The 26,061-nt window shown below is 73.5% G+C and carries 27 protein-coding genes; 13 read left to right on the top strand and 14 right to left on the bottom strand.

Annotation, left to right across the window (positions count from 1 at the left end):
* Nucleotides 1-21: 21 nt before the first annotated feature.
* From ACX9MN_RS21415 to ACX9MN_RS21400, 4 genes are all read right to left on the bottom strand, one after another.
* Nucleotides 22-723: a haloacid dehalogenase type II gene (locus ACX9MN_RS21415; RefSeq protein ID WP_091925528.1), complete on the bottom strand. Its 702-nt coding sequence runs from the start codon at nucleotides 721-723 to the stop codon at nucleotides 22-24.
* Nucleotides 720-1,784, bottom strand: coding sequence for a tryptophan--tRNA ligase (trpS, locus tag ACX9MN_RS21410; protein WP_489725357.1), 1,065 nt, complete (start codon nucleotides 1,782-1,784; stop codon nucleotides 720-722). Before trpS ends, ACX9MN_RS21415 begins: the two co-directional genes overlap by 4 nt.
* A gap of 93 nt (nucleotides 1,785-1,877) precedes the next feature.
* On the bottom strand, nucleotides 1,878-2,639 hold the full coding sequence (locus ACX9MN_RS21405; RefSeq protein ID WP_091925525.1) for an endonuclease III domain-containing protein: 762 nt from the start codon (nucleotides 2,637-2,639) through the stop codon (nucleotides 1,878-1,880).
* Nucleotides 2,640-2,800: 161 nt separating this feature from the next.
* Nucleotides 2,801-3,568, bottom strand: a complete 768-nt coding sequence (locus ACX9MN_RS21400; RefSeq protein WP_091679256.1) for a GyrI-like domain-containing protein — start codon at nucleotides 3,566-3,568, stop codon at nucleotides 2,801-2,803.
* Between the two features lie 195 nt (nucleotides 3,569-3,763).
* On the opposite strand from ACX9MN_RS21400, the gene dapF reads away from it, so the two are divergent.
* Complete coding sequence (gene dapF, locus ACX9MN_RS21395) at nucleotides 3,764-4,651, top strand: diaminopimelate epimerase (RefSeq protein WP_091679253.1); 888 nt, start codon at nucleotides 3,764-3,766, stop codon at nucleotides 4,649-4,651.
* Nucleotides 4,651-5,877, top strand: coding sequence for a tRNA (N(6)-L-threonylcarbamoyladenosine(37)-C(2))-methylthiotransferase MtaB (mtaB, locus tag ACX9MN_RS21390; protein ID WP_354456144.1), 1,227 nt, complete (start codon nucleotides 4,651-4,653; stop codon nucleotides 5,875-5,877). The genes dapF and mtaB overlap by 1 nt, the downstream gene beginning before the upstream one ends.
* A 182-nt stretch (nucleotides 5,878-6,059) precedes the next feature.
* Here the strand turns inward: mtaB and ACX9MN_RS21385 are convergent, their stop codons facing one another.
* Nucleotides 6,060-6,734 carry an RluA family pseudouridine synthase gene (locus ACX9MN_RS21385; protein WP_489725356.1) on the bottom strand — a complete coding sequence of 225 codons (675 nt, stop codon included), beginning with the start codon at nucleotides 6,732-6,734 and terminating at the stop codon, nucleotides 6,060-6,062.
* A gap of 57 nt (nucleotides 6,735-6,791) precedes the next feature.
* On the opposite strand from ACX9MN_RS21385, the gene ftsY reads away from it, so the two are divergent.
* Both ftsY and ACX9MN_RS21375 read left to right on the top strand, forming a co-directional pair.
* Nucleotides 6,792-8,192, top strand: coding sequence for a signal recognition particle-docking protein FtsY (ftsY, locus tag ACX9MN_RS21380; RefSeq protein WP_056531628.1), 1,401 nt, complete (start codon nucleotides 6,792-6,794; stop codon nucleotides 8,190-8,192).
* Nucleotides 8,193-8,323: 131 nt separating this feature from the next.
* Nucleotides 8,324-8,938, top strand: a complete 615-nt coding sequence (locus ACX9MN_RS21375) for a septation protein A (protein ID WP_091679240.1) — start codon at nucleotides 8,324-8,326, stop codon at nucleotides 8,936-8,938.
* 3 nt (nucleotides 8,939-8,941) lie between these two features.
* On the opposite strand, the gene ACX9MN_RS21370 is transcribed toward ACX9MN_RS21375, so the two are convergent.
* The 3 genes from ACX9MN_RS21370 to ACX9MN_RS21360 are packed head-to-tail and all read right to left on the bottom strand — an operon-like array spanning nucleotide 8,942 to nucleotide 10,504.
* Entirely contained in the window at nucleotides 8,942-9,556 is a 615-nt protein-coding gene (locus ACX9MN_RS21370) for a DsbE family thiol:disulfide interchange protein (protein ID WP_489725355.1), read from the bottom strand.
* A complete protein-coding gene (ccmD, locus tag ACX9MN_RS21365) occupies nucleotides 9,553-9,696 on the bottom strand; it encodes a heme exporter protein CcmD (RefSeq protein WP_020090708.1) in 144 nt (47 codons plus the stop codon). The genes ACX9MN_RS21370 and ccmD overlap by 4 nt, the downstream gene beginning before the upstream one ends.
* Nucleotides 9,697-9,706: 10 nt before the next feature.
* On the bottom strand, nucleotides 9,707-10,504 hold the full coding sequence (locus ACX9MN_RS21360) for a heme ABC transporter permease (protein ID WP_100250638.1): 798 nt from the start codon (nucleotides 10,502-10,504) through the stop codon (nucleotides 9,707-9,709).
* Nucleotides 10,505-10,909: 405 nt separating this feature from the next.
* Between ACX9MN_RS21360 and ACX9MN_RS21355 the strand changes: the two genes are divergently transcribed.
* Together ACX9MN_RS21355 and ACX9MN_RS21350 are read left to right on the top strand one after the other, a co-directional pair.
* Nucleotides 10,910-11,584: a hypothetical protein gene (locus ACX9MN_RS21355; RefSeq protein ID WP_056531636.1), complete on the top strand. Its 675-nt coding sequence runs from the start codon at nucleotides 10,910-10,912 to the stop codon at nucleotides 11,582-11,584.
* Nucleotides 11,585-11,616: 32 nt separating this feature from the next.
* Nucleotides 11,617-11,928 carry a hypothetical protein gene (locus ACX9MN_RS21350; protein ID WP_020090705.1) on the top strand — a complete coding sequence of 104 codons (312 nt, stop codon included), beginning with the start codon at nucleotides 11,617-11,619 and terminating at the stop codon, nucleotides 11,926-11,928.
* A 9-nt stretch (nucleotides 11,929-11,937) separates the two neighbouring features.
* Here ACX9MN_RS21350 and ACX9MN_RS21345 read toward each other — a convergent pair whose 3' ends face one another.
* Both ACX9MN_RS21345 and ACX9MN_RS21340 read right to left on the bottom strand, forming a co-directional pair.
* Nucleotides 11,938-12,696, bottom strand: a complete 759-nt coding sequence (locus tag ACX9MN_RS21345; RefSeq protein ID WP_489725354.1) for a tRNA1(Val) (adenine(37)-N6)-methyltransferase — start codon at nucleotides 12,694-12,696, stop codon at nucleotides 11,938-11,940.
* Complete coding sequence (locus ACX9MN_RS21340) at nucleotides 12,693-12,917, bottom strand: putative signal transducing protein (protein WP_026604550.1); 225 nt, start codon at nucleotides 12,915-12,917, stop codon at nucleotides 12,693-12,695. The genes ACX9MN_RS21345 and ACX9MN_RS21340 overlap by 4 nt, the downstream gene beginning before the upstream one ends.
* Before the next feature lie 168 nt (nucleotides 12,918-13,085).
* Between ACX9MN_RS21340 and ACX9MN_RS21335 the strand changes: the two genes are divergently transcribed.
* Nucleotides 13,086-14,105 (top strand): polyprenyl synthetase family protein, encoded by a 1,020-nt coding sequence (locus tag ACX9MN_RS21335; protein ID WP_100250641.1) that lies wholly within the window; start codon nucleotides 13,086-13,088, stop codon nucleotides 14,103-14,105.
* Nucleotides 14,106-14,173: 68 nt separating this feature from the next.
* Here the strand turns inward: ACX9MN_RS21335 and ACX9MN_RS21330 are convergent, their stop codons facing one another.
* Nucleotides 14,174-14,602: a MarR family winged helix-turn-helix transcriptional regulator gene (locus tag ACX9MN_RS21330; protein ID WP_427507349.1), complete on the bottom strand. Its 429-nt coding sequence runs from the start codon at nucleotides 14,600-14,602 to the stop codon at nucleotides 14,174-14,176.
* Between the two features lie 136 nt (nucleotides 14,603-14,738).
* Here ACX9MN_RS21330 and ACX9MN_RS21325 point away from each other — a divergent pair, with 136 nt between their 5' ends.
* Nucleotides 14,739-16,556 (top strand): chloride channel protein, encoded by a 1,818-nt coding sequence (locus ACX9MN_RS21325; RefSeq protein WP_489725353.1) that lies wholly within the window; start codon nucleotides 14,739-14,741, stop codon nucleotides 16,554-16,556.
* On the top strand, nucleotides 16,553-17,032 hold the full coding sequence (locus ACX9MN_RS21320) for a hypothetical protein (RefSeq protein ID WP_489725352.1): 480 nt from the start codon (nucleotides 16,553-16,555) through the stop codon (nucleotides 17,030-17,032). The genes ACX9MN_RS21325 and ACX9MN_RS21320 overlap by 4 nt, the downstream gene beginning before the upstream one ends.
* 19 nt (nucleotides 17,033-17,051) lie before the next feature.
* On the opposite strand, the gene ACX9MN_RS21315 is transcribed toward ACX9MN_RS21320, so the two are convergent.
* On the bottom strand, nucleotides 17,052-17,924 hold the full coding sequence (locus ACX9MN_RS21315; protein WP_489725351.1) for a 4-(cytidine 5'-diphospho)-2-C-methyl-D-erythritol kinase: 873 nt from the start codon (nucleotides 17,922-17,924) through the stop codon (nucleotides 17,052-17,054).
* Nucleotides 17,925-18,265: 341 nt separating this feature from the next.
* On the opposite strand from ACX9MN_RS21315, the gene ACX9MN_RS21310 reads away from it, so the two are divergent.
* Nucleotides 18,266-19,408: an aminotransferase class V-fold PLP-dependent enzyme gene (locus ACX9MN_RS21310; RefSeq protein ID WP_489725350.1), complete on the top strand. Its 1,143-nt coding sequence runs from the start codon at nucleotides 18,266-18,268 to the stop codon at nucleotides 19,406-19,408.
* A 60-nt stretch (nucleotides 19,409-19,468) separates the two neighbouring features.
* Nucleotides 19,469-20,878 carry an MATE family efflux transporter gene (locus ACX9MN_RS21305; RefSeq protein WP_489725349.1) on the top strand — a complete coding sequence of 470 codons (1,410 nt, stop codon included), beginning with the start codon at nucleotides 19,469-19,471 and terminating at the stop codon, nucleotides 20,876-20,878.
* A gap of 12 nt (nucleotides 20,879-20,890) precedes the next feature.
* Here the strand turns inward: ACX9MN_RS21305 and ACX9MN_RS21300 are convergent, their stop codons facing one another.
* Nucleotides 20,891-21,889 (bottom strand): lipid II:glycine glycyltransferase FemX, encoded by a 999-nt coding sequence (locus ACX9MN_RS21300; protein WP_489725348.1) that lies wholly within the window; start codon nucleotides 21,887-21,889, stop codon nucleotides 20,891-20,893.
* 359 nt (nucleotides 21,890-22,248) lie between these two features.
* Complete coding sequence (locus ACX9MN_RS21295) at nucleotides 22,249-23,508, bottom strand: glycosyltransferase family 4 protein (protein ID WP_489725347.1); 1,260 nt, start codon at nucleotides 23,506-23,508, stop codon at nucleotides 22,249-22,251.
* A 106-nt stretch (nucleotides 23,509-23,614) separates the two neighbouring features.
* Here ACX9MN_RS21295 and ACX9MN_RS21290 point away from each other — a divergent pair, with 106 nt between their 5' ends.
* Nucleotides 23,615-24,799, top strand: a complete 1,185-nt coding sequence (locus tag ACX9MN_RS21290; RefSeq protein WP_489725346.1) for a DUF1972 domain-containing protein — start codon at nucleotides 23,615-23,617, stop codon at nucleotides 24,797-24,799.
* Entirely contained in the window at nucleotides 24,793-26,037 is a 1,245-nt protein-coding gene (locus ACX9MN_RS21285; protein WP_489725345.1) for a glycoside hydrolase family 5 protein, read from the top strand. Before ACX9MN_RS21290 ends, ACX9MN_RS21285 begins: the two co-directional genes overlap by 7 nt.
* Nucleotides 26,038-26,061 lie beyond the last annotated feature (24 nt).

The following is a 26,061-nucleotide window of genomic DNA, read 5'->3' as shown; positions in this document are numbered from 1 at the left end:
GCACCCTTCCGTGAAAAGTCCTCAGCAGCCGAGCCGGTCGGCGAGATCCGCGAGATCCCGCGCCGCGTGGGTGACCGGCACCGTCGGCGCGGTCTCGCCGCCGGCCGGGCCGTGCTCGTGCGGGCGGGCGATGTGGGCGGTGGCGAGCCCGTGGCTGGCGGCCGCCGCGAGATCGTTCGAGTGGGCGGCGACCATCATGGTCTCGCCGGCCGCGAAGCCGAAGGCCGCGACCGCGTCGCGGTAGAGCGCCGGCTTCGGCTTGTAGTCGCGGGAATAGCCGGCGCCGAGCACCGCGTCGAAGATCAGGCCGTTGCGGCGGGCGAGGTCGGCCATCAGCCGGACATGCCCGTTTGAGTTCGGTGCCAGGAGGTGCTTCTCGCGCAGGCGTCGCAGCGCGTCCGGCACCTCGGGCCACGCGTCGAGCCGGTGCCATGCCTGGACAAGCTCGCCCCGCACGGCCTCGGAGACGCCCGCGATGCCGAACTGCGCCAGCACGCCGGGCAGCGACTCGGCCTGGAGCGTGTCGAGGTCGACGTAGGGTCGGGCGCCGGAGCGCACCGTCTCCATCGACGGGTTGTAGCGGGCCCGCCACGCGTCCGCGAAGGCGCCGGCATCGAGGTCCGGCGCGACGGGCGCGAGCAGCCGCGCCGCCTCGCGGGCGACGCCGGAGCGCCAGTCGACCAGCGTCCCGAAGACGTCGAAGACCAGCGCCCGGACGGTCACCGCACCGCCTGCAGGCTGGGACCGCGCCGGACGAAGCCGACGATGTCCTTGACCGCGTCGAGGGTCTGCGCCGCGATGGTCTCGGCCCGGGCGCTGCCGTCGGCCAGCACGGCGTCGATATGGCCCGGATCGGCGGTGAGGCGGCGCATCTCCTCGGCGATCGGCGCGAGGCTCGTCACCGCGAGGTCGGCCAGAGCCGGCTTGAAGGTCGAGAACTGCGCCCCGCCGAAATCGCGCAGAACGTCCTCGCGGGTGATCCCGGCGAGCGCCGCGTAGATCCCCACAAGGTTGTCGGCCTCGGGCCGCTCCTTCAGGCCCGCCACCTCGGAGGGCAGGGGCTCGGGGTCGGTCTTCGCTCTCCGGATCTTCTGCGCGATGGCGTCCGCGTCGTCCGTGAGGTTGATGCGGGCGTTGTCCGACGGATCCGACTTCGACATCTTCTTGGTGCCGTCGCGCAGCGACATGACCCGGGCGGCCGGGCCGCCGATCAGCGGCTCGGTGATCGGGAAGAACGCGTCGCCGTGGCCGTGCGCCGTGATCGACCCCGAGAAGTCGGTGTTGAACTTCTGGGCGATGTCCCGGGTCAGCTCCAGGTGCTGCTTCTGGTCCTCGCCGACCGGCACATGGGTCGCCCGGTAGGCCAGGATGTCGGCGGCCATCAGCACCGGGTAGTCGTAGAGGCCGATCGAGGCGTTCTCCCGATCCTTGCCGGCCTTCTCCTTGAACTGGGTCATGCGGTTCAGCCAGCCGAGGCGGGCGACGCAGTTGAAGATCCAGGCGAGCTCGGCGTGCTGCGGCACCTGGCTCTGGTTGAACACGATCGAGCGCTTCGGATCGATGCCGGCGGCGAGGAAGGCGGCGGTGACCTCGCGGATCTGGCCGCGCAGGGCCTCGGGATCCTGCCAGACGGTGATCGCGTGCAGGTCGACCACGCAGTACAGGCACTGCGCGTCGCGCTCCTGCATCTCCACGAAGCGCTTCACCGCCCCGAGATAGTTGCCGAGGTGCAGATTGCCGGTGGGCTGGACGCCCGAGAAGACCAATTCGGTGAACGCGGCCATCGGCGCCGATCCTGAGCGAGGGAAGACCGGGGCTCCGCGCCGTCCGGGCGCGCGGTTACTCGCACCCGTAGGCCGGAATGGTCAAGGACGCGCTCACGGCTCCCGCGTGGGTAGCTTCGCGCTGGGGCAGAGGTCGACCAGGACGCAGCGCCCGCAGGCCGGGCGATGATGATGGCAGACCTTCTGCCCGTGCAGCATCAGGATCTCGTGATTGTCGTAGAGGTCCTGCGCGCTCCAGTCCGCGGGGAGCTGCGCCCGCAGGATCGGGTGCGACGGGCCGACATCGACCCGCCTGCCGATCAGCCCGAGACGCTGGGCGACCCGGTGATGGTGGCTGTCGACCGGCAGCGCCGGCATCCGCAGGGTGGAGAAGGACAGGACCGCCGCGCTGGTCTTCGGCCCGACGCCCGGGATCGCCTGCAGCCATTCCCGCGCTGCCTCGACCTCCATGTCGGCCAGGAAGGCGAGGTCGAGGCTGCCGTGCCGGTCGCGCAGGGCGCGGAGCACGTCGCGGATACGCGGCGCCTTCAGCTCCGGCCAAGTCACGCCCGCGATGGCGGCCTCGATCTCCGGCACGTCCGCGTCGAGCATCGCGTCCCAGTCGGGGAAGCGCGCCCGCAGCGCCTTGAAGGCCCGGCCGGATTCGGCATTGCGGGTCCGGTGCGACAGGAGCGACGAGACGAGCTCGCTGACCGGATCGAGGCTGTGGAAGTACGGGATCGGGCAGCCGTAGACCGGGCAGAGCCGCGCGTGGACGGCGAGCGCCTTCTCGGCCAGCGCCGGATCCGCGACGGCGGGGACCGCCTTGCGGCGTGAACGCGGGACGGTCGCGGATCTGAGGTCGGCGGCGGGCATGTCGGGCGAATCCGGCAGCCGCCGCCCCTGTTCCTGCTGATACGGGGCAGCGGCGATCTGTCCGCATCGTCGGGTCCGCGCGCTTCCAGCGGAGAGCAGGGCGCGCTCGAGTCCGAGGCGGTCGTCGCGACCGAAGGGCGCCGCCGCCGGCCCGCGCTCGCCTACTTCACCAGCGCGTAGATGTTCACGTCGAGGCTGTCGTCGGTGCTGTCCTTGAGGTCGGTGGCGTACTCCTCCACGAACCGGTCCTGCACGACGATGTCCTTGGCATCGAGGTAGGCGGTCAGCGTCTCGTAGGTGCTGTCGATCGACTCGTAGGAGCCCTTGTGGGCGAAGCGCAGCGCCTTACCGGAGGGCGTCGTGCCGAAGCGCAGGCCGTCGGTCTCGGCCGGTGCCGGGCTCGGCGCGGCCGCCACCGGGACCATCGCCTCGAACTCGAAGCCGTCGTCGTCCGTGCGGGTGAAGACCGCGAGCGGCCGGCCGGCCGGCGCGACGCCGAGCTTGGCGAGGTCGGCCTCGATCCGCGCGAAGGCCTGCTTCAGGTTCGGCACGGCCTCCTCCCACTTGGTCTTGCCGGACAGGATCGCGGCGGGCTTGGCCGGGAGGGTGACCTCGTCGACGTCGCCGGGTTCGCCGGCCTTCTCGATGAGCGTGGGCCGGCCGGGTGTCCCCGTGCTCGTGGCCGGGGGCGTTCCCGCCGCAGACTGGCCCGCGGGCGGGGGCGCCACCGACTGCTGCGGGGCCGGGGCCGCGCTCTTGTCCGGGTCCGCGACCGGGTTCGGCGCGGTCGTGGTCGGCAGCGGGTTCGTCTGGGCCGGCGCGGGCGCCGTGGAGGGCGGCGGCGCGGGCTGCTGCTGGGCGGCGATCGGGCCGGCCGACGCGAGCACGAGGGCGGCCGAGAGGGCGACGAGCGGACGAAGGCGGATCACGTATGGCGCTCCGGTCGAGGCCCACGGATGATCGCGCGGGCTCCCGCGGCGTAACCTAGTGGCGAACGGGACGGCCCGCGAGGGCGCCGCGGACGAGAGCCGCGGGTGCGGCGCATCTGCCACGCCGTGGCACCCCTCGCGCCGGGCAACGGCTTTTGCGATATAGCCCGCGCCTTCCTCCAACCGCGGGACCGCATGAGCGCACTCGCCCACAGACGCTTCCTGAAGATGCACGGCGCCGGCAACGCGATCGTGGTGCTGGACCTGCGCGGCTCCGCGGCGAAAGTCCGGCCCGAGGAGGCGCGGGCGATCGCCCAGGATCCCGGCTCGACCTTCGATCAGCTGATGGTCCTGCACGATCCCGTGAGCCCGGGCACCGACGCGTTCATGCGCATCTACAACACCGACGGTTCGGAATCGGGCGCCTGCGGCAACGGCACGCGCTGCGTCGCCTACGCGATGCTCGACGACCCGGCCATGGCGCGGCCGGCCGAGGGCGGCCGGCTTACCCTGGAGACCAAGGCCGGCCTGCTCGGAGTGCGCCGCGTCTCGGAACGCGCCTTCACGGTCGATATGGGCCGGCCGCGGCTCGCCTGGGACGAGATCCCCCTGTCCGAGCCGTTCCCCGATACCCGGCGGATCGAGCTGCAGATCGGCCCGATCGACGACCCGATCCTGCACTCGCCTGGCGCCGTGAACATGGGCAACCCGCACGCGGTGTTCTTCGTGGAGCAGGATCCGGACAGCTTCGACCTCGCCCGGATCGGCCCGATGCTGGAGAACCACCCGCTGTTCCCGGAGCGCGCCAACATCTCGGTGGCGCAGGTGACGGGCCGCGAGACGATCAAGCTCCGCGTCTGGGAGCGGGGGGCCGGGCTGACGCTCGCCTGCGGCACCGCCGCCTGCGCCACCGTGGTGGCCGCCTCGCGCCTGCGGATGATCGGCCGACAGGCCAGCGTCGCGCTGCCGGGCGGCGAGCTGTTCGTCGAGTGGCGCGCCGACGACCACGTCCTGATGACCGGTCCGGTCGCGCTCGTCGCCGAGGGGACCCTGGCGCCGGAGCTGTTCGACAGCGCGGCCTGATGGCGGTCGAGACCCTCACCTTCGGCTGCCGCCTCAACACCGTCGAGTCCGAGGCCCTGAGGGCCCACGCGGCTGCGGACGGGCGCGACCGCGTGGTGGTGAACACCTGCGCGGTGACCGCCGAGGCCGGGCGGCAGGCCCGCAAGGCGATCCGGCGCATCGCCCGGGAGCGGCCCGCCGCCGAGATCGTCGTCACCGGCTGCGGCGCCGAGGTCGAGACGGAGGCCTACGCGGCCATGCCGGAGGTCGCGCGCCTCGTCGGCAACGCCGAGAAGCTGCGGCCGGAGGGCTGGTCGGCGGCCGCGACCGGCCCGGGCGCCGTCATGGCGGCGCGAACGGCCGAGCCGACGCGGGTCGAGGCGGTCGCCGGGCACACCCGTGCCTTCGTGCCCGTGCAGAACGGCTGCGACCACCGCTGCACCTTCTGCGTGATCCCGTTCGGGCGGGGCGTCTCCCGCTCGGTGCCGGAGGCGGACGTGATCGCGCAGGTCGAGACCCTCGTGGCCCGGGGCGGGCGCGAGGTGGTGCTGACCGGCGTCGACCTAACCGCCTACGGCCGCGACCTCGCCGGCCCGGCCCCGTCCCTCGGCGGCCTCGTGCGGGCGATCCTCCGGGCGGTGCCCGACCTCGCGCGCCTGCGCCTGTCCTCGATCGATTCCGTCGAGGCCGACGACGCCCTGCTGGCGGCGATCGCCGAGGAGGAGCGGCTCATGCCGCACCTGCACCTGTCGCTGCAGGCCGGCGACGACCTGATCCTCAAGCGCATGAAGCGCCGGCACCTGCGCGCCGACGCGGTCCGCTTCTGCGAGACGGTGCGGCGGCTGCGGCCCGACATCGTGCTCGGCGCCGACCTGATCGCGGGCTTCCCGACCGAGACGGAGGCGCAGTTCGCCCGCTCCCTCGACCTCGTGGTGGAATGCGGCCTGACGCACCTGCACGTCTTCCCCTATTCCCCACGTCCCGGCACGCCGGCCGCGCGCATGCCGCCGGTTGCGCCAGACGTGATCCGTGCGCGGGCGGCGCGGCTGCGCGAGGCGGGTGCGGGTGCCCTGCGGCGGCACCTCGACGCCCAGGTCGGCCGCCGCCTCACGGTGCTGGCGGAGCGCGGCGGCGTCGGGCGGAGTGTGGATTTCACGGCCGTGCGGCTGGCGGCCGATGAGGCGCCCGGGACGTTCCACAGCATCGCCATCGCGGGGCACGACGGGGCGCGGCTGATCGGCGCCTAGCGCCCGGTCTTCCTGGCCTGTGACGCTCCGTGCCGGCCCCGAAAGGACGGATGCGGTCCAGGCGCATGTTCAATCGTGCCCGCCGCCGTCTTTGCGAGCGGAGCGAAGCAATCCAGCGGCGCCAGGTCTCCCGATGTCGCGCTGCCCTGGGTCGCTTCGCTGCGCTCGCGATGATGCGAGGCTCACGCGCCCATCGTCGCCACGGCTTCGGCGATGTGCGGTGGGGGCGGCGCCGTCACCGTGATGGCCTCCCGTTTAGGATAAAGCGGGATCGACAGCGCCCGCGCGTGGAGGTGCAGCGCGCTCCCGCGGGGCGCGCCGCCGTAGACGGCGTCGCCCAGGATCGGCCAGCCGGAGGCGGCGCAGTGGACCCGGAGCTGGTGGGTCCGGCCGGTGACCGGCTTCAGCTCCAGCCAGGTCCGCCCGCCGGCGCGGCCGAGCACCCGCCAGTGCGTCAGCGACGGGTCCCCCGCGGGGTCGGCCTTCATCCACCATGAGCGCGGATCGTCCGAGCGGCGGGCCAGCGCCAGGTCGATTCTGCCTTCCTCCTCGGCGGGACCGCCGGCCACGATCGCCCAGTAGGTCTTGTCGACGGCGCTGCCGGAGAAGAGCTTCCCGAGCCGCGCCAGAGCCTTGGCGTGGCGGCCCAGCGCGAGGCAGCCGGAGGTGTCGCGGTCGAGCCGGTGCGCGGCCTCCGGCCGGCGGGGCAGGCCGAACCGGAGCGCGTCGAGGTAATCGGTGAGCGTCTCGCCGCCGCGGGGGCCCGGATGGACCGGCAAACCCGCCGGCTTGTCGATGACGAGCAGCAGGGCATCGCGGTAGAGGAGGCGCGCGCCTATGTCGAAGGCGTTGGACATCCGGATCGGCTAGAGGGTCGGTGTCGGCGGGGCAAGGTGGGGCGAGGACGCGATTTCATGGCGAGCGAGGAGAAGCCCGGCTGGTTCGGACGCCTGTTCGGGCGCAAAGGCCAGCCCGCGCCCGAGGACAGAGCCGAGGATCAGGCCGAGGACAAGCCCGAGGCCGAGCTTCCGGCCGGGGCGGCCTCGCCCTCCGAGGGGGAGCCGGACTTCGCCACCGCCGCGGAAGATGTCACCCACGTCCCGCTGCCGCCCGAGGAGACCGGGGAGCCGGTCCCGGACGCGGTCGAGGGTGCGGACCTGCTGCCCGTGGAGGGCGAGCCGGAGCGTCCGCCGGCCGGCACCGCCGGTGACGATCCCGCGCACGGCGCCGACCCGGTCGATACGGGTGATATGAACCGCGAGCCGGTGGTGGAGCCGGCTGCCGACGTGCAGCCCGAGATTCAACCCGATTCCCAACCCGACATCCAGCCGGTCGACAGCGCCGCGGCCCTCGCGCACGACGCCGGCGCCGGACCGGACCGCGAGCCGGAGGCCAAGGGCTGGTGGAGCCGCCTCACCTCCGGGATGAAGCGGACCTCGTCGGCGCTGTCCGACCGGGTCACGGGCCTGTTCACCAAGCGCAAGCTCGACGCCACGACCCTTGAGGACTTGGAGGACGCCCTGATCCAGGCCGATTTCGGCCTGGAGACCGCGATGCGGGTCTCGGAGGCCGTCGGCAAGGGCCGCTACGAGAAGGGCATCTCGCCCGACGAGGTCCGGGCGATCCTGGCCGCGGAGGTGGAGCGGGCGCTGGAGCCCGTGGCGGTGCCGCTGACGATCGACGCCGCCCGGAAGCCCTTCGTGATCCTGACGGTCGGCGTGAACGGCGCCGGCAAGACCACGACGCTCGGCAAGCTCGCCTCGAAGCTCCGGGCGGAGGGGCGCACCGTGATGCTCGCGGCCGGCGACACCTTCCGCGCGGCGGCGATCGACCAGCTCAAGGTCTGGGGTGCGCGCACCGGCACGCCGGTGGTGAGTGGCGCGCAGGGGGCGGACGCGGCGGGCCTCGCCTTCGACGCCCTGAAGCAGGCGGGCGCCGCCGGCACCGACGTGCTGCTGATCGACACCGCCGGCCGGCTCCAGAACAAGGCCGGCTTGATGGCCGAGCTGGAGAAGATCGTCCGGGTCCTGCGCAAGCAGGACCCGGAGGCGCCGCACGCCACGCTCCTCGTCCTCGACGCCACGGTCGGCCAGAACGCGCTCAGCCAGGTGGAGCTGTTCTCGCAGGCCGCGCCGGTCTCGGGCCTGGTGATGACCAAGCTCGACGGCACCGCCCGGGGCGGCATCCTGGTGGCGCTGGCGGCGAAGTTCGGCCTGCCGGTGCACTTCATCGGTGTCGGCGAGGGCGTGGAGGATCTGGAGCCCTTCGCGGCCCGCGACTTCGCCCGGGCGATCGCCGGGCTGGAGAAGGATTAGGCGGCGGCCGCTCGAAGGTCTCAGGTGCGCGATGTCATGGACATCGCGCGCTCCGCGTTCCACACACCCCGGCGAATCCCGTCCGACGCTCTCAGCCGACCGTGAGCGCCGCAGCCGAGCCAACCGAGCGTATGCAGATCGAATCCGTCCCCCCGCACCGCCACCTGCCGCCGCTCGTGAAGCTGGCGCTGGAACTCGGGCCGCTGGTGCTGTTCTTCCTCGGCAACGCCTATTCCGAGAAGTTCGGCGTCGCCCCGGACCAGAAGCTGTTCGTGGCCACGGGCGTGTTCATCGCGGCGACCGTGGTGGCTCTGGCGATCCACTACGTGATGGTGCGCCGCCTGCCGATCATGCCGCTCGTGTCCGGCGTGGTGGTGGTGGTGTTCGGCGGCCTGACCCTGGCGCTGCAGGACAAGACCTTCATCATGGTCAAGCCGACCATCGTGAACGCCCTGTTCGGCACCGTGCTGCTCGGCGGCCTCGTGTTCGGGCGCTCGCTGCTGTCGGTGGTGCTCGACTCGATGTTCAGCCTCACCGACGAGGGCTGGCGGAAGCTCACCTTCCGCTGGGGCGTGTTCTTCTTCGTGCTGGCGGCTCTCAACGAGCTGGTCTGGCGGACCCAGACGGAGGATTTCTGGGTCAACTTCAAGGTGTTCGGCATCATGCCGATCACCGTGCTGTTCGCCCTCGCGCAGACGCCGCTGCTCACCCGCTACGAGCGCAAGAAGGCGCAGCCGGAGGCGTGACGCCTACTGCGCCGCCGCGACCTTGCCGGCCGCGCGGATGCGGGCGAGCACGCTGGAAAAATTCTCCGGCGTGAGGATGCCGACCAGCTTGTCGCGGATCACGCCGTCGGGCCCGATGATGAAGGTCTCGGGCACGCCGTAGACGCCGAAATCGATCGCCGCGCGGCCGCCGGCATCGGCCCCCACCGCGCTGAACGGCACGCCGTGCCGGGTCAGGAAGCGCTGGCCGGCCTCGGGGTTCGGCTCCTTGTAGTCGATCCCCACGAGCCGGATGCCGGGCTCCTTCGCCAGCCGCATCAGCATCGGGTGCTCCACTTGGCAGGGCGCGCACCACGAGGCGAAGACGTTGAGCACGGTGATCTGGCCCTTGAGGTCCGCGCTCGACAGGCCGGGCACGGGCGCGCCGTTGGCGGTCAGCCCCGGCATCGCGGGCAGGTCGAAGCGCGGGACCGGCTTGCCGATCATCGCGGAGGGGAGGGCGGCCGGGTCGGCGCCGGAGCGCAGGCGCAGGAACAGCACGGCGGCGAGCGCCGCGAAGACGAGCGCCGGCAGGATCAGCAGCAGCGAGCGGCGGACCGGCGGTGTCCGGCCGGCGGTGTCGTCGAGGGGCGCGCTCATCGCCGGTCCTCGCCGAAGCCCCTGAGGGCGCGCCGCTGCGCCCGGCGGTCGCGCAGGGCGTTGCCCACGAGGGCGACCATCACCACCGCCGTGAACGCGTAGGCGGCCAGGATGAAGCCGCCGTGAGACCCGAGATCCATCGCGGTCCTCCTAGACCGGCTGCCCGACCGGCATCGCGGCCGGTGTCGGGGTGAGGCGCGGCTGGGCGCGGTCGAGGCGCTCGGCCTCGCGGATCGTCAGCGTCCGCACCCGGCGGCGCATGATCTCGGTGCGCATCGCGTAGAGGTGCAGGGTCATCCCGCCGAGGGTCGCGGCGGCGATCATGACCAGCAGCGGGTGGAGCATCGAGGGATCGATGGTGGAGCCGCCCATGCGCAGGATCGAGGCCGGCTGATGAAGCGTCGACCACCAGTTCACCGAGAACTTGATGATCGGCAGGTTCACGGCACCGACCAGCGTCAGGATCGCGACCGCGCGGGCGGCGCGGTTCGGATCCTCCAGGGTCCGCCACAGGGCGATGATGCCGCAGTAGATCAGCAGCAGGATCAGCATGGAGGTCAGGCGCGCGTCCCAGACCCAGTAGGTGCCCCACATGGGCTTGCCCCACAGCGAGCCGGTCACGAGGCAGATCAGCGTGAAGGCGGCCCCGATCGGCGCGGCCGCCCGCTGGGCGACGTCGGCCAGCGGGTGGCGCCAGACCAGGGTTCCGATCGCCGACACGCTCATCGCGCCGTAGAAGAACACGCCGAGCCACGCCGCCGGGACGTGGATGTACATGATCCGCACCGTCTCGCCCTGCTGGTAGTCGGGCGGCACCACGAAGAAGGTCTGGTACAGGCCCAGGGCCAGCACGCCGAGGGACAGGGCCGTCAGCCACGGCACGAGCGCCCCCGACCACCGCATGAAGTGGCTGGGGTTCGACAGGCGGGTCCAGAGGGAAGGCGTCATCGCGGCAGCTGTCTCGGACATCGTGGAAGCGGTCTAGCCTAGGGTGCGGTGCAGCAACAATGCGGGTCGGCGGCGCAGGCGGCGGGGGTGCCGCAATGGCATCGTGCGCCGGGCCGGACCCCGTCGGGACTTCGGATCCGAAAAGCTGCTGTACGACTGCGCCGACAACGAGCCGTCTTCCTGAGACATCCGCGACGCACGCGCTCTCCCGCACGGGAGCGGGGACCCGCGCCACGCCCGCACGTGTCCGACGATGACGCACGTCCGCGGCCGCAGCTTTTCGCGTCCGAGCCTTGCGTATTGCGGGCGGATTGCGCATATAGATGTGAACAAAAAGAGAACGAAAGAGCGTCCCCGATAAAAGCTGTGGACGACGCGACCTCACCCTGACGGACCGAGCGCCCCATGCGAACCGCCGACAAGCAGATCGCCGACATCCTCGTCCGCTACGGCGAGCCCTTCGGGGGCAACGTCTGGCGCGTCCAGGGGACCGCCGTCATCTATCACAAGACCCTGGAGCGCATCGCCGCCCAGGCCGGCATCGTGTTCGAGCCGCCGACCGTCATCCGGGCCGAGCGCGACGAGGCCGTGATCTTGGTGACCGGCCGGCTGCCCGGCGCGAAGCCCGGGACCGAGCGGGTCGAGTGGTCCATGGGCGAGGCGCTGGTCAACGTGAACTACCGCGTCTCGGGCAAGCAGGCGGCCTACGTCTACGCCATGGCCGAGAAGCGCGGGAAGGACCGCGTCATCCTCAAGCTCATCGAGCTGCACGGCCTCGTCTACTCCGAGGAGGAGGCCGACGAGTTCCGGGCCCATCAGGTCCCGGTCCGGGCCGTCGACGAGGATTTCGAGGAGGCGCCCGCCTTCGACGAGGTGACCGAGGCCGAGGGCGACCTCAAGCGCCGCATCGACGAGGCCGAGACCATCAACGCGGTCACCGACCTGATGCTGGACGGCGCCACCCAGGCCGTCCTGGCGACGATGCCGCCCGGCACCCGCGACGAGGTGCGCGACTACGCCAAGGCCCGCCTCGTGGCGCTGGGCTGGCCGAAGCGCGCCGGACGCCGCAGCGCCGCCTGATCCCGCTTCCACCCCCACCGAAGGAGACCGCCATGCATCGCGCGACGAGCCGCCGCACCATGAAGGCCCGCCGGGATTCCCACCACGGCTGGAGCATCGAGACGCTGTCGTACAGCCCGACGCGGATCGTCCGCCTCGGCGCCGAGAAGGTCGCGATCCTGTTCCCCCCGGTCGAGCCCGGCGCGGCCTGGCAGCTCTACCCGCATCCCGACACGTTCCCGGGGCTCAACTTCGAGGGCCTGCCCGAGCCGCTGCGCCCGGAATTCCTCGCCTTCCCAGACCTTCCGGAGGTCGAGCGGTTCCTCGGCATCCGCGACGCCGAGCCCGCCGCCCTCGCGGCGTGACGCGGGCGATCAGGGCGCCGGCCACGGCGCGCCGCGATGGAGCACCTCGGCCTCGTCGGTGAAGGTGCCGTCGGGGCTGTGCAGGACGAGGGGCGGCAGCAGGCTCGGCAAGGCGCGGCTGCCGCGGGTCGCCGCGATCAGCACGCGGATCGCGGGCGCGTCGCCGCGGGGATGGACCGGGCGGATCGCCAGCCCGCCGTAGCGGCCCCGGAGCGCGTCGAGGCAGGCCGGGAGGGCGTCCGCCCGGTGGATGAGGCCCAGGCGCCCGCCGGGCCGCAGGATCGCCGTGCAGGCGCGGATCCAGGCGTCGAGATCGCCGCCCGCGAAGGTGTGGGCGGCGGCGCGGCCCGGATGCGGCGAGGCGCGGTGATCGCCGGCCGCGAAGAACGGCGGGTTGGTGAGCACCACGTCGAAACTGTCCGGCAGCAGACCGGCGGCGCGGCGTTCCGCCGCGGGCGCGAGGACGTCGGCGACCAGGACTCGCGCGTCGATGCCGTTGAGGGCCGCGTTGGCGCGGGCCTGCCCGGCGAGCACCGGGTCGCGCTCGACCAGGGTCGGCCGGAGGCCCGGCACCAGGGCCGCGCAGGCGAGGCCGACGGCGCCCGTCCCGGCGCCGACGTCGCAGAGCCGGTCCCCGGCCCGCGGCGCGAGCAGTCGGGCGAGCAGCACCGCGTCGGTCCCGGCGCGGTGCGCGCCCCGCGGCGGCTGGTGCAGGCGCAGGCGGCCGCCGAGGAAGGGATCGGCGCCGCTGCCGGCCTCGGCGGTCACGGCTGGCGCAGCTCGTGGGCGATGCCGGCATCGGTCAGCAGGCGGCGGGCCTGGGCCTCGTGGTCGCGCGGCACGAGGAGGCGCTGACCGAAGACGCCGATCGACCCCTCCATCAGGCTCATGTGACTGTCGGCCACGAGGACCGGGATCTCGGCCGCCTCGAGGACCGAGCGGGCGAACCCGATCAGCACGACGTCGTTGGCCCGGATCAGCTCGATCATCGCGGCGCGGCTCCGGAACGGGCGGGGATCGGCGGTTTCGTCGCGTGAGATCCGCGCTGGCGACACCCCATATCCGGCCGGCGACGATGTTGCGGCGCCGCGGGGCGCGTGCGAAGGGATCGCCCGCCCCCTGCGGGGCGACCGGTCTGGAGGTCACGGATCTTGGGTATGGCCCTCTCCATCGAGAATCCGAAGCCCGAGGCGGAGGCGGGGCTCAACGACCTCGTCGCGCTGGTGGCCGACGGCATGGCGCGGGTCAACACCACGATCCTGTCGCGGACGGGATCGGACGTGGCGATGATCCCCGAGGTCGCCAACCACCTGATCGCCTCCGGCGGCAAGCGCCTGCGCCCGATCCTGACGCTGGCCTGCGCCCGGCTCTGCGGCTACGCCGGCGCCACCGACGGCGACGTGAAGCTCGCCGCCAGCGTCGAGTTCATGCACACCGCCACGCTCCTCCACGACGACGTGGTCGACGAGAGCGACATGCGGCGCGGCCGCGTCGCCGCCCGGATCAAGTGGGGCAACGAGGCCTCCGTGCTGGTCGGCGACTTCCTGCTCGGTCAGGCCTTCCGGATGATGGTGGAGGTCGGCTCGCTCAAGGCGCTCGACATCCTCTCGGCCGCCGCCACGGTGATCGCCGAGGGCGAGGTGATGCAGCTCACCAACGCCAAGAACCTGGAGACCGACGAGGCCGCCTACCTCGCGGTGATCCGCGGCAAGACCGCCGAGCTGTTCGCCGCCGCCTGCGAGGTCGGGCCGGTGCTCGCCGGCCGGCCCGAGGCCGAGCAGGCGGCCGCCCGGTCCTACGGGATGAATCTCGGCATCGCCTTCCAGCTGATCGACGACGTGCTCGACTACGGCGGCACCTCCGCGGAGCTCGGCAAGAACGTCGGCGACGATTTCCGCGAGGGCAAGATCACCCTGCCGATCGTGCTGGCCTATCGCCGGGCCAGCGAGGGCGAGCGCGGCTTCTGGCGGCGCACCCTGCAGCAGGGCGAGATCGGCGAGACCGACCTGGAGACCGCCCTCGACCTCCTGCAGCGCCACGGCGCCCTGGAGGAGACCGTGGCCCGCGCCCACCATTACGGCGCCGAGGCCCGGGCCGCCCTCGACATCTTCCCGGACGGGCCCGTCAAGGCGGCGCTCCTCGGGGCCGTCGAGTTCTGCGTGGCGCGGGCGCGCTGAGGGCGGGCGCCCTCGGCTCCCGCGTCGACGGCCACCGACCTCCGCCAGCTTGACGGCGCGCGTCGGCCTCACCGCGTCACGGGCCCGAGGGCCTCGGTGAGGGCGGGGGCGAGGTCCCGCAGCTCCGCGAGATGCGCGTCCGTGAGGGTCCGCAGCAGGGCCTCGGCGCGCGGCGTCAGCGACAGCTCGCTCCGCCGCCTGTCCTCGACGGCGCGGGTCTTGGTCAGCAGGCCGGCCTCCACCATGCGGGAGACCAACTCGGCCGCGCTGTGGGGGGCGATGAGCAGCTGCTCGGCCAGCAGGCCGACCGTGGCGGGCGCGCGCCCGACGTGGCCCGCGAGCGTCAGCAGCGCCTGATGCTGCTGCGGCGGCAGCCCCTCCCGGGCCGCCGCGGCCTCGCTGAACGCCAGGAAGCGGCGGAGACGGAATCGGAAATCCGCCAGCGCCGCGTACTGCTCCCGCGACAGCGCCGCCGTTCCGGGGGCATCGGCCTCCATGATCGCCTCCGTGGTGAATCGTCCGAGCCGCCGATGCTGCGTCGTATCGGCAGTCCTGTCCCGGCTGCAACGGTCGAGCCATTGTCGAATATATCGGATCACGACATAAGTGCCGCCGCGAGGAAAGGAGGCCCTGATGATCGGCGGGACTGGGAGCGGGAGCGGGGACGGCAGGCCGTCGCGGCGGGCGCTGGGAGATTTCAGCGCGGACCGGCGGGTCCTGACGCTGGCCGGCATGGCGGTCGTCACCGGGACCGCCGCCAGCGGCACCGCCTGGATCCTGCTCACGCTGATCGGCCTCGTGACCAACCTCGCTTGGTACGGCCGGCTCGACACCGACCTGACCTCCCTGGCCGGCGCGGCGCCGGGGCCCTGGATGGTGGCGATCCCGGTGATCGGGGCGCTGATCGTCGGCGCCATGGCGCGCTACGGCTCGGAGAAGATCCGCGGCCACGGGATCCCGGAGGCGATGGAGGCGATCCTGATCGGCAGCAGCCGGATGTCGCCCAAGGTCGCCGTGCTCAAGCCGCTCTCCTCGGCGGTGGCGATCGGCACCGGCGGCCCGTTCGGCGCCGAGGGGCCGATCATCGTGACGGGCGGCGCGGTCGGCTCGCTCTTCGCCCAGTTCTTCCATCTCAGCGCCGCCGAGCGGAAGACCCTGCTGGTGGCGGGCGCGGCGGCCGGCATGACCGCCATCTTCGGGACGCCCGTGGCGGCCGTGCTGCTCGCCGTGGAGGTCCTACTGTTCGAGTGGCGGCCGCGCAGCCTCGTCCCGGTGACCGTCGGGGCGGTCACGGCGGCCTGCTGGCGGCCGGCCCTGTTCGGCGCCGGCCCGCTCTTCCCCTTCGCCGACAATCCGGCCCTGCCCTGGTGGGGGCTGCCCGCCTGCGCGCTGCTCGGGGTCGCCTGCGGCCTGATCTCGGGGGCGCTGACCCGGGCGCTCTACGCGCTGGAGGACGGTTTCGGGCGGCTTCCCCTCCACTGGATGTGGTGGCCCGCCCTCGGCGCCGTCGTGGTCGGGCTGGGCGGCCTCGTGGAGCCCCGGGCGCTCGGCGTCGGCTACGACGTCATCCACGACCTGCTCTCCGGCCACATGCTGGCGAACGCCGTCGTGCTGATCCTCGTGGTGAAGGCGGTGATCTGGCTCGCCGCCCTGTCGTCGGGCACGTCCGGAGGCGTGCTCGCGCCGCTGCTGATCCTCGGCGGCGCCGTCGGCTGGCTGATCGGCCTCCTCTTGCCGGGCGCCCACGGCTTCTGGGCGCTCATCGGCATGGCGGCGATGCTCGGCGGCACCCTGCCGGCGCCGCTGACCGGCGTCGTCTTCGCCGTCGAGGTGACCGGCGACGTCGCCGCCCTGGCGCCGCTGCTCGCCGCCACCATGGCGGCCTACGCGGTGACCGTCCTCCTCCTCAAGCGCTCGATCCTGACCGAGAAGATCGCCCGGCGCGGGCAGCACGTGACCCGGGAATACGGGATCGATCCCTACGAACTCGCCCGGGTCGAGGCGGTGATGACCCGCACGGTCGAGACCCTCGACGCGAACCTGCCCCTGGCCGACGCCCTCGCGGCGATCGAGACCGGTGCCCACCACGCCTATCCGGTGGTCGACGGCGCGGGCCGGCCCGTGGGTCTCGTCTCGCGCAGCGACGCCCTGCGCTGGACCCTGGAGGAGCGCGACGGCGAGGCCGAGGCGGGCACCCTCGGCGAGCGCGTCTCTGACGCCGATCTCGCCGTCGTCCATCCGGGCGACGTGGTCTCGCACGCCCTCGACGTGATGCTGTCGGCCGGGCAGGGGCGCCTGCCGGTCACCGATCCGCGCACCGGCGGCCTCGTCGGGCTCCTGACCCGCAAAGACCTGCTCCAGGTGCGCGCCACCGTAGTTCGGGCCGAAGCCGAGCGTCGCGCGTTCTACCGGAAGGGGCGGGGTGAGCGGCGCGCGCGGATGGAAGCATGACCCTGGACCTGCACCGTCCCGGCCGGACCACTCGCCTCGATCGGCTCGCGCCGGGCCGCGTCTACCTGATCGCCGGCCGGGACGGGCCGGATCTCGCCCTCGTCGTGCAGCGTGAGGGACGTCGGGAGGCCCTGCTGCTGAACCGCCGTCACGCGGTCGATGGCCACCTGCGGGTCGCGTCCGAGATCGCTCCCGAGGCCGACGTGCTGGCGCTGCCGGGGGCCGTCCTGGCGCCGAGCGGCGCCCTCGCGGACGTCGCCCTCGGCGTCACCGCCGCTCCGGCCGCGCTCCACCTCGGCGACGGCCGGGCGTATCTGCGCGGACGCATCTCGGACGGCCGGCTCGCGACCTACGATGTCGGGACCGGTCGGGCCAGCGCGATCGATCCCGGCGACCTGCCGCGGGCGCGCGGCTGGCGCGTGATGGTGCCCGAGGGCCGCGGCGTCGTGACGGTGTACGAGGCGGAGCCCGGCTGAACGCCGCCCGCGGGCCGGGTCAGCGCAGGAAGGTCGGCGCCACCCACCATCCCGGGTGGGCGGCGCGCAGGGCGGCGGCGGCCCGGACGGCCGCGCGCCGGTCGGCGAACAGCGCGAACACGGTCGCGCCGGAGCCCGACATCCGCGCGAGGCGGCAGCCCTGGGCGCGCAGGGCCGCCAGCGCGTCGCCGATCACCGGCGCCACGGTCAGGGCCGGCGCCTCCAGATCGTTGCGGGCCCCGGCCAGGGCCCGGAGCAGCGGCTCGCTCGCCATGGCCCGCGGGATCGTCGGGTGCGGCGAGCCCGCGAGATCCTGGCCGACGCTCAGGCCCAGCGCCTTGAAGACCGGGGCGGTGGGCACCGGAACGCCGGGATTGATCAGCACCGCGGGCAGCGGTGCGAGGCCGAGGACCGGCCCGATCGCCTCGCCCGCGCCGCGCATCATCCGGGCCCGCGGGTCGAGGCAGACCGGCACGTCGGCGCCGGTCTCCCGCGCCACCGCGCCGACGGCCTCGTGGTCGAGGGGCAGCCCGTTGAGGCGCGCCAGCAGGCGCAGGGCCGCGGCGGCGTCGGAGGAGCCGCCGCCGATCCCCGCCGCGACCGGCAGGCGCTTCACCAAGTGGAAGGCGCCCAGGCGCAGGTTCGGCACCCGGGCGGCGAGCCCCCGGGCGGCCCTCAGGACGAGGTTGTCGTCCGTCGGGCCGGCGGGGCCGGCGGTGGGGCCGCTGACGGTCAGGCTGAGCGGTGCCGCGGGATCCAGCGTCAGGCGGTCGGCCGTGCCCGCGAAGGCGACGAGGCTCTCGAGCACGTGGTAGCCGTCACCGACGCGGCGGCCGAGGACGTGGAGCGTCAGGTTGACCTTGGCGGGGGCGCGATCGGCGAGCAGGGTCACGGGGTCTCGGTCGGGTCGTGGCGATGTGTCCCGAGGCTCTACAGGCTCACGGCCCGGAACAACAGCTCAGCTGCCGCCCCCGCCGAACACCCGGCGCGGCCGGTCGGGCCGGGCGTCGTTCGGGCGGATCACGGTCAGATCCTCGGCGAGTCCACCAGCCCGTCGCGTCTCGCGAGGCTCGACAGGGCGCCCGAGCGTCGGAGCACCAGGATGCGGTGGTTCGCCAGGGGGCACGCCGCCGACCCGCGCGGACCGGGCGCGCCGGCCTGCGGCCTGGGCGCCGCGCGATGGAGTCCGGGCCGTGGTGCCGGCGGATCCGATCCTCTAGGCTGTCGCGCATCATGGCGTTCACCGAATCCGTCGCCGCGGCGCTCCCGTGCCAGCGCCATCTCTTCGAGATGCCCGCCGACGTCAGCTACCTCGACGCCGCCGCCTGGTCGCCGCTGCCGCGGGCCGTGCGCGCGGCGGGCGAGGCTGGGATCCTGGTCAAGAGCCGCCCCTGGGACCATCCCCGCACGGCGGTCCCGCCCTGGGCCGAGCGGGCGCGCGCTGCGGCCGCCCGGCTGATCGGCGCCGGCGCGGACGAGATCGCGATCGTCGGCGCGGTCAGCCACGCCATGGCGGTGGCCGCCCGCAACCTGACCCTGCGGCCGGGCGGGCGCCTGCTCCGCGTGGCCGACGAGTTCCCGTCCCTGCGCTTCGCCTTCGACCGGCTGGCCGACCGGCAGGGTCTGGTGGTGGAGGAGGTGCCGCGCCCCCCGGACGGCGACTGGACCGCGGCGGTCGCGGCCGCGATCGACCGGCCGGGCGCCCCGCCGCTCGCCCTCGCCACCCTGACCCCGCTGCACTGGACCGACGGCAGCCTGATCGACCTCGACCGGCTCGCTCCCGCGGTCCACGCCGCCAGCGCGGCCCTGGTGATCGACGCCACGCAGGCCGTGGGCGCCGTGCCGGTCGACGTCGCCCGGTGGCGCCCGGACTTCCTGGCCTTTCCGACCTACAAGTGGGCTCTCGGACCGTACGGTCTCGCCTTCCTGTACGCAGCGCCGCACCGGCAGGACGGGGCGGCCATCGAGGAGAATATCGGGAACCGCCCCCCGGCCGCCGGTGCCCGCCGCTACGACCGGGGCGAGCTCAACGATCCGGTCGCGCTGTTCATGGCCGTGACCGGGCTGGAGCACATAGCCGAATGGGGCGTGCCGGCCGTCGCCGCCCGGCTGCGCGGGCTGACGGACCGCTTGGCGGACGGGGCCGCCGGCCTCGGCCTGGCGCCGTTGCCGGCTTCCCTGCGGGCGCCGCACATCCTCGGTCTGCGGCCACCCGCGGGTCTGCCGACGGGCCTCGTCGATCGCCTGCAGCGGGACCGGGTCTACGTGAGCGAGCGCTCCGGCGCGCTGCGCATCAGCCCGCACGTCTGGGCGGACGAGGACGACCTCGCGCGCTGCCTTGCCGCACTGTCCGGTGCCTTCCGGGGGATCACCTGAGACGGTCCGGAAACGGACGCTCCGGCATGAGCGCCGGGCCGGGAGAGAGTCGCGAGACGATTGCGCGCCGCCGACCGCTTCCCGGCGCCGGCGCCCGGCCTGCGCGCCCACACGGAGACCGTCCACCCCCACATGACCGATTCGATGCCGCGTCCCGGTGATCGGCTCCTGCTCCCGGGCGCCGGCCGCCTCCGCCTGCCCGGACCGATGCGTGCCGTCCTCTCGGGGCGGTTCGCCGTGATCCTGTCGGGCGAGCTGACCCAGAGCCTGTTCCACTTCCTCCTCAACATCCTGCTGGTGCGCGCGCTCGGCGCGCACGATTACGGCCTGTTCGCCATCGTCTTCGCGGTCGGAGCGGTCGGCATCACCTACATCCGGGCCCTGGTGGCGGTCCCGGCGACGATCCACGTCGCCCGGAGCCTGGGGCGTCCGGCGGCGCTCGGCTACGACGTGATGTTCGGCTCGGGCGCGGTGCTGGTCTCCGGCCTCATGGCGGCCGCCGTCGGCCTCGTGCTGATCCCGGTGATCGGCCTCGGCGCACTCGCGGCCGGGGCCTTCGTGGGCCTCTACGCCTTCCGCAGCTACCTGCGGATCGTGCTCCTCGCCCGCGGCCGGCCCCGGATCGCCGGCCTGAGCGACCTGGTCTACGCACTCTGCGGCGGTCTCCTCGTCGCGCGCTGGCTGAACGGGGAGGGCACGGCCCTTCTCGATCGGGCCTTCACGGCGATCGCGCTCGCGCACGCGGTCGCGATCGCGGTGGCCTACGCGGCGCTGCGCGAGCGGATCCGCTTCTCGCTGCACGCGCGGGCGCGCGCCCGCTACCGGGCCATCTGGCGGACCCTGGCGTGGTCGCTCGCCGGCGTCACCAGCCTGACGGTCCAGGGTCAGGGGCTGACCCTGCTGCTGGCGCTCCTGGCCGGCCCTGCCGCCTACGCGCCGATCGCCGCCATAATCGTGCTCTACGCGCCGCTGCGCATCCCCGCGAGCGCGCTGCTGAACATGATCCTGCCCGAGATCAGCCGGTTGCTCGCGGCCGGGCAGGTCGATGCCGCCCGCCGGCTCGTCGTCCGCAACGGAATCCTGCTCGGCAGCGCCTGTCTCGCCTACGGGGCGGTGATGGCGGCCGCCCTGCCGCTGGTCGAGGACATCCTGTTCAAGGGCCGGTTCGCCGCGCAGCCGATGGGCTGGATCGGGCTCGGTGTCTGGGCGGTGGTGACCGTGTCGCTGCTCTACGCGATCCCGCGGGCCTATCTCGAGGCCTCGGCGGCGTTCCGGACCATCACGGCGGGGGCGGTGGCGAGCGCCGCCCTCGGGATGGCCGTGATGGTGCCGGCGCTCCTGCTGCTGCCGCCCGCCACCGCGCTCGCCGGCCTGCTGGCCTCCGAGGTTGCGACGCTGGTCTGGTCGGTCTCGGCCTTCCGGACCCTGGCGCGGCGCCCGGGACCGGCGCGGCCCCTCGGCGCCGCGTGACCGGGCCGCCGCTCAGCGCAGCGCGAGCAGGGCCGGCGCCAGTCTCCGCAGCGCCGGCGTCCGGCTGTAGACCCAGAGCGGGTTGTGCTGGACCACGTCGGTGCACAGGCCGCGCTTGAACTCGAAGACGGGCCGGTTCGCCGCCGGATCGATCCCGCCGAAATCGAAGACCCGGCAGCCCTCCTCCTTCGCCCGCTCCACGAAGCGCCAGACCGCGAGGGTCGCGGCGCCCGTCGCGCGGGCCCGCTCGTTCGAGGCCGTGTAGAAATCCGTGCAGCGGCTGTCCGACAGGTGCGCGATCCGCACGAGGACGCGCCGTCCGTTCTCGCGGATGTCGAGGAACAGCAGGTGCTCGTCCTCGGCCGCGATGTCGCGGTAGGCCTGCGGCTGCAGCGTCGTGGCGAAGCCCTTGCGCTCGCGCAGGGCCGCGAACATCGCGGTGAAGTCGTCGAAGGCTTCGAGGCGCTCGGCCCTGTCCTCGAGGAAGTGCGTCGTCACCTCGGGGTTGCGCTCGGCCTTGCGCAGGGCCTTGCGCCAGCGCGGCTCCATGCCGGCCTGGATGGCGTCGAGATCCTGGGTCAGGTCGAGTTCGAGGGTGTGGTCGGGCGCGCCGATCACCGGGGCGAAGCCGTGCATCAGCAGCGCCAGCGTCGCGTCGCGGGTCTCGAACTGCTCGTAGTCGACGGCGAGGACGTCGAGCCGGCCGAGCGCGAGGTGGTCGATGAACGCGGCGAACACCGCCTCCGCGCGGTGCGCGCCCGCGGCGGTCAGCAGCGGGCCGCCCTGGACGTGGATGAACCGCGCCGGCCCCTTCCGGCGCGTCTGCCACTGGACGAAGGCGAGGTCCGCGCCGTCGCCGGACACGACCGCCCGCCGCACCTCCAGGCCGCGCCGCGCCTTGTAGGTGCCCCAGGGGCTGCCGCAATAGATGTTGGCGCCCGGGCAGGCCCAGACCCGCCGGTCCCAGTCCAGGGCATCCGCGGTCTCCTGAACCGCGAGCTTGGCCGCCATGTCGCTCCTCGTCCTCGCGCCCCGTCCCGGCCGGGCAGGGGTTCCCGCGCCGCACGCCTCATCGGTCAGGCGCCACCGCATTGCATCCTCGCGCGGCCGATCGTCCACAGGGTGACGGTGGCCGCGCGGGTCGGTTTCCGCTGCGTCGCGAGCGGGGCTCCGGTGCCCGGGCGGCCGGGGCCGGTGAGGGGACGCGCCCGGGCCGGTCGTTGCGCGGCGCCGGCAGCAGGCCCGGCCGCGGCGCTTGGCCACGGACCGCGGGCGTGCAGGAGGTCGTCCCGGTAACGCCGAGGGCGCCCGCGCTCAGGGCGGACGCCCGTTCCGGACCGACGCCGGTCCTGCGGGAACGCGCGGGGATCCTAGGCGGCCGGTCGCGCCGGCGCGTCCGCGGCGCGGGACGGATCCGTCGCCGTCGGGCGGCGCAGCGTCGTCCGGACCATGGCCTCGATGCCCTCCGCCGCCGAGGCCTCCGAGAACAGGCTCAGGTAGCGCGACCGGGCCGCCCGGCCGAAGTCGCGCCAGCGCGCCGGGTCGGCGACCAGATCCGCCAGCACGGCAGCGATCGGCTCCGGGCCGCCCGGCGGGACGATCCAGCCGGTCTTCCCGTCCTCCACCACCTCGGGCAGGCCGCCGATCGCCGTGACGAGCGGCGGCACGCCGTAGGACATCGCCTCGATCGCCACGCGGCCGAGGGATTCGGGCCGCTGCGACGGCATCGTGACCACGTCGGCCCAGCGGTAGAGGGCGGCGGGATCGGCCACGAACGGCTCGAGCGTGACCTGCGCGGCGAGCCCCGCCTCGGCGATCCGCCCGACCAGGGCCCGCTCGCGGGCCTCGTCCTCGAAGGCGCTGCCGACGATGCGCAGCGCGATCCGCCGACGCACGGGCTCCGGCAGGGAGGCAAGGGCCTCCACGAGGACGTCCTGGCCCTTGATCCGGCTGATCCGGCCGAGCATCAGCACGCGGAGCGGGCGGGAGCCGTCGTAGGCGCAGCGATTCGGCTCGGCGGGACCCGCGATCCCGTTGTAGACGACCCGGGCGGTCGCCCCGCGGGGCAGGGCGTAGGCCCGCTCGGTGGCGCGCGAGTTGAACACCACGTTGGCGCCGCTCCAGCGGATCAGCCCGCGCAGGACCTTCAGCACGGCGCCTTCGGGGATCTCGTGGACGTGGACGATGCTCCGGCCGGGGACCAGCCGGGCGGCCAGCAGGTAGTCGGCCACCACGGTGGTGTTGATGTAGACGAGGTCGCTCGCGCGGATGCGGCGCCACGCACGGATCATCGCGATGGGCAGAGCCATCAGACCCAGGGTTACGAGGCGCGCCAGGTTCTTGCGCCGCAGGATCCAGAGCGGGGCGATCACGATCTCGCTGGCGAAGGGCTCCAGCGCGGCCACGATCGGCCCGCGTCGCGGCAGCACCACGTCGATCCGCGCACCCGGATGGGCGGCCCGGATCGTGCGGACGGTCTCGATGAAGCAGCGATCCGAGCCGTACAGCTCAAATCCCTGGTGGACGCACGTGATCCGAAGCTCCGCCGCGGCGTTGGCGACGGCCCGCAGCGCGGGGGCGGCAGCACGATCGCTGTCGCGCGCCGCTCTCAGTCCGAAATTGTCTACCATAAGATGATTTCTGTATTAAATAAACAACTAGCAGTTGTAGAGACCGGTCGTCGGGATTGTATCCTTCGGATCTACAATAGGGCCGACACATTGGAAAGGAAGTTTCATGCCTGACCGCGCACCGAAACTACTTATTCTCGGCACGCGCGGTATCCCGGCCGCCCACGGTGGTTTCGAGACTTTCGCGGAACGTCTCGCGCTCTACTTGGTCCAACGCGGCTGGCAGGTCGGCGTGTACTGCCAGAGGGATGTCGAGGCGGTGCGGGACCGCATCGTGCGGAGCACCTGGAACGGCGTCGAACTGATCACCGTGGAGATCGGCCTGCGCGGTCCGGTCGCGACGCTCGCCTTCGACGCCATCTGCGCCCACGACGCCGCGACCCGCGGCGGCGTCTGCCTCGTGCTCGGCTACAACGGCGCCGCGTTCCTGCCCTACTTGCGGGCGCGGGGCGGGCGTATCCTGACCAACATGGACGGGATCGAGTGGCGCCGTCCGAAATGGTCGCTGCCCGTGCGCGCCTTCTTCTACGTCAGCGAGTGGATCGCCGCGTGGTCCTCGCAGCGGCTGGTGGCGGACCATCCCGTCATCGCCGACCACCTCGCCCGTCGCAGGCCGCGCGGCGCCATCGCGACCATCCCGTACGGCGGCGATCCCCCGGCGGCCGATGTCGGACCGCCGCCCCTCGGCCTCGAGCCCGACCACTACCTCGTCTCGATCGCCCGCATCGAACCGGACAACAACATCCTGACGCTCGTCGAGGCCTTCTCGCGCCGTGCCCGCGGCGTGCGGCTGGTGGTGCTCGGCACGCTGAGGGTCGGCAATCCGTACCATCGCGCCGTGGAGGCAGCCGCTTCGCCGGAGGTGCTGTTTCCCGGCGCCATCTACGAGCCCGAGCAGGTCCAGGCCCTGCGGGTCCACGCGCGGGCCTATCTCCACGGCCACACCGTCGGCGGCACCAACCCGTCGCTGGTCGAGGCGCTCTGGGCGGGCAACGCCGTGGTCGCCCACGACAATCCGTTCAACCGGGGCACGGCTGGCGACGGTCAGTTCTACTTCTCGGATCCGGACAGCTGTGCCGCGGCGATCGAGCGTGTGCTCTCCGACGGGGCCGCGGTCGCGGCGGCCCGCGCGGCGGCGCGGGCGCGCGCCGAGCAGTTCCGCTGGGATGCCGTGCTGGCCTCGTACGAAGATGCGCTGCGCCGTGTCGGCGGCTACCCGCCGGCCCCGGACCGCGCGGCGCGCGCCACCGCGGCCGAGCCCGTCGCCGCTCCGGCCGGTCCGAGATGGTAGGCCCCAGCCGGCGGTCGGTGCTCGCCGGCGCCCTCGCGGCGGGTGCGGGTGTCCGGCCCGTCCAGGGTAGTCCCGCGCCGGTCGCCCTGCGCCGGGGCATCGCCCTCTGGCCCTGGTTCTCGCTGACCACCGAGTACCCGCCCCCGCGGACCGACTACGCGTGGCCGCCCTTCCAGGCCGGCCGGCCGGTGCCGACCCGCGACGACCTCGCCCGGATCGCCGGGTTCGGCTTCGACTTCGTGCGCCTGCCCCTCGATCCCGGGCCGTTCGTGGCCTTCACGGGGCCGCGGCGCGCCGAACTCCTCGGCATTTTGTCGGAGGCCGTCGACGCGGCGCTGGCGGCCGGGCTGCGCGTCCTGGTCAATGTCCAGGCGAACGCCGCGACCCACCACTACACGCCCGACGCGTTCTACGGCTCGGACCGGGCGCCGCTCTTCGCGGCCTATCGCGACCTCGTCGGAGACCTCGCGCGCCTGTGCGCACGGAAGGGCACGGACCGCGTGGCCCTGGAGCCGGTGAACGAGCCGCCGCAAGCCTGCGGCGCCGGTGCCTGGAACCGGGTGCAGGACGGGCTCCTGGCCGCGGCCCGCGCGGCCGCGCCGGCGCTCACCCTGGTGGCGACCGGCTCCTGCGGCAGCCTCGTCGCCGGCCTGACGGCTCTGGATCCGGCCGCGCTCGCGCGGTTCGCGCCGCTCCTCTACACCTTCCACTTCTACGAGCCGTACCTGTTCTCCCACCAGGGGGCGACCTGGCTCACCGAGGAGCCGTTCTACCGCTGGCTCACCGCCGTGCCCTGGCCCGGGAGCCGCGGCACGCTGCGCGAGACCCTCGAGGCGGTGCGGGCGCGCATGGAGACGGACCGCACGGTGCCGCAGGCCGAGAAGGCGCGCGACCGCGCGGTGATCGAGGCGAAACTGCACGCGTATTTCGAGGCCGCGCCCGGCCCGGCCTACATCGCCGACGCGATGGCGCCGGTCGCGACCTGGGCGGACCTCTACGGGATCCCGCGCGGGCAGGTGCTGATGGGCGAGTTCGGCGCCCTGCGCACCGACGCCCGTTTCACGGCGTCCCGGGCGCCGGACCGGGCCGCCTACATCCGGGACGTGCGGCTGGCGGCGGAGGCGAACGGGTTCGCGTGGTCGTTCTGGAACCTGTTGGACGGCCTCGGCCTCATGGACGACGCGCACGTCGCCGATCCCGCCCTGATCGCGGCGCTCGGGCTGCGGGCCCGGCCCTGAGGCGGCCCTCGACCGATCCGCGGC

The organism is Methylobacterium sp. 1A (assembly GCF_058072805.1).
Note: the sequence above shows the minus strand (reverse complement) of the source record. Positions and strands in the feature narration are given on the sequence as shown.

Excerpts from the sequence above, each read along its gene's own strand:
- ACX9MN_RS21375 (WP_091679240.1), top strand. The coding sequence starts at position 8,324 with ATGCAGATCGAATCCGTCCCCCCGCACCGCCACCTGCCGCCGCTCGTG.
- ACX9MN_RS21335 (WP_100250641.1), top strand. The coding sequence starts at position 13,086 with ATGGCCCTCTCCATCGAGAATCCGAAGCCCGAGGCGGAGGCGGGGCTC.
- ACX9MN_RS21325 (WP_489725353.1), top strand. The coding sequence starts at position 14,739 with ATGATCGGCGGGACTGGGAGCGGGAGCGGGGACGGCAGGCCGTCGCGG.
- ACX9MN_RS21360 (WP_100250638.1), bottom strand. The coding sequence starts at position 10,504 with ATGACGCCTTCCCTCTGGACCCGCCTGTCGAACCCCAGCCACTTCATG.
- ACX9MN_RS21290 (WP_489725346.1), top strand. The coding sequence starts at position 23,615 with ATGCCTGACCGCGCACCGAAACTACTTATTCTCGGCACGCGCGGTATC.
- ACX9MN_RS21295 (WP_489725347.1), bottom strand. The coding sequence starts at position 23,508 with ATGGTAGACAATTTCGGACTGAGAGCGGCGCGCGACAGCGATCGTGCT.
- ACX9MN_RS21385 (WP_489725356.1), bottom strand. The coding sequence starts at position 6,734 with ATGTCCAACGCCTTCGACATAGGCGCGCGCCTCCTCTACCGCGATGCC.
- ACX9MN_RS21370 (WP_489725355.1), bottom strand. The coding sequence starts at position 9,556 with ATGAGCGCGCCCCTCGACGACACCGCCGGCCGGACACCGCCGGTCCGC.
- ACX9MN_RS21350 (WP_020090705.1), top strand. The coding sequence starts at position 11,617 with ATGCATCGCGCGACGAGCCGCCGCACCATGAAGGCCCGCCGGGATTCC.
- ACX9MN_RS21320 (WP_489725352.1), top strand. The coding sequence starts at position 16,553 with ATGACCCTGGACCTGCACCGTCCCGGCCGGACCACTCGCCTCGATCGG.
- ACX9MN_RS21340 (WP_026604550.1), bottom strand. The coding sequence starts at position 12,917 with ATGATCGAGCTGATCCGGGCCAACGACGTCGTGCTGATCGGGTTCGCC.
- ACX9MN_RS21285 (WP_489725345.1), top strand. The coding sequence starts at position 24,793 with ATGGTAGGCCCCAGCCGGCGGTCGGTGCTCGCCGGCGCCCTCGCGGCG.
- ftsY (WP_056531628.1), top strand. The coding sequence starts at position 6,792 with ATGGCGAGCGAGGAGAAGCCCGGCTGGTTCGGACGCCTGTTCGGGCGC.
- dapF (WP_091679253.1), top strand. The coding sequence starts at position 3,764 with ATGAGCGCACTCGCCCACAGACGCTTCCTGAAGATGCACGGCGCCGGC.
- ccmD (WP_020090708.1), bottom strand. The coding sequence starts at position 9,696 with ATGGATCTCGGGTCTCACGGCGGCTTCATCCTGGCCGCCTACGCGTTC.
- trpS (WP_489725357.1), bottom strand. The coding sequence starts at position 1,784 with ATGGCCGCGTTCACCGAATTGGTCTTCTCGGGCGTCCAGCCCACCGGC.
- mtaB (WP_354456144.1), top strand. The coding sequence starts at position 4,651 with ATGGCGGTCGAGACCCTCACCTTCGGCTGCCGCCTCAACACCGTCGAG.
- ACX9MN_RS21300 (WP_489725348.1), bottom strand. The coding sequence starts at position 21,889 with ATGGCGGCCAAGCTCGCGGTTCAGGAGACCGCGGATGCCCTGGACTGG.
- ACX9MN_RS21405 (WP_091925525.1), bottom strand. The coding sequence starts at position 2,639 with ATGCCCGCCGCCGACCTCAGATCCGCGACCGTCCCGCGTTCACGCCGC.
- ACX9MN_RS21355 (WP_056531636.1), top strand. The coding sequence starts at position 10,910 with ATGCGAACCGCCGACAAGCAGATCGCCGACATCCTCGTCCGCTACGGC.
- ACX9MN_RS21330 (WP_427507349.1), bottom strand. The coding sequence starts at position 14,602 with ATGGAGGCCGATGCCCCCGGAACGGCGGCGCTGTCGCGGGAGCAGTAC.
- ACX9MN_RS21310 (WP_489725350.1), top strand. The coding sequence starts at position 18,266 with ATGGCGTTCACCGAATCCGTCGCCGCGGCGCTCCCGTGCCAGCGCCAT.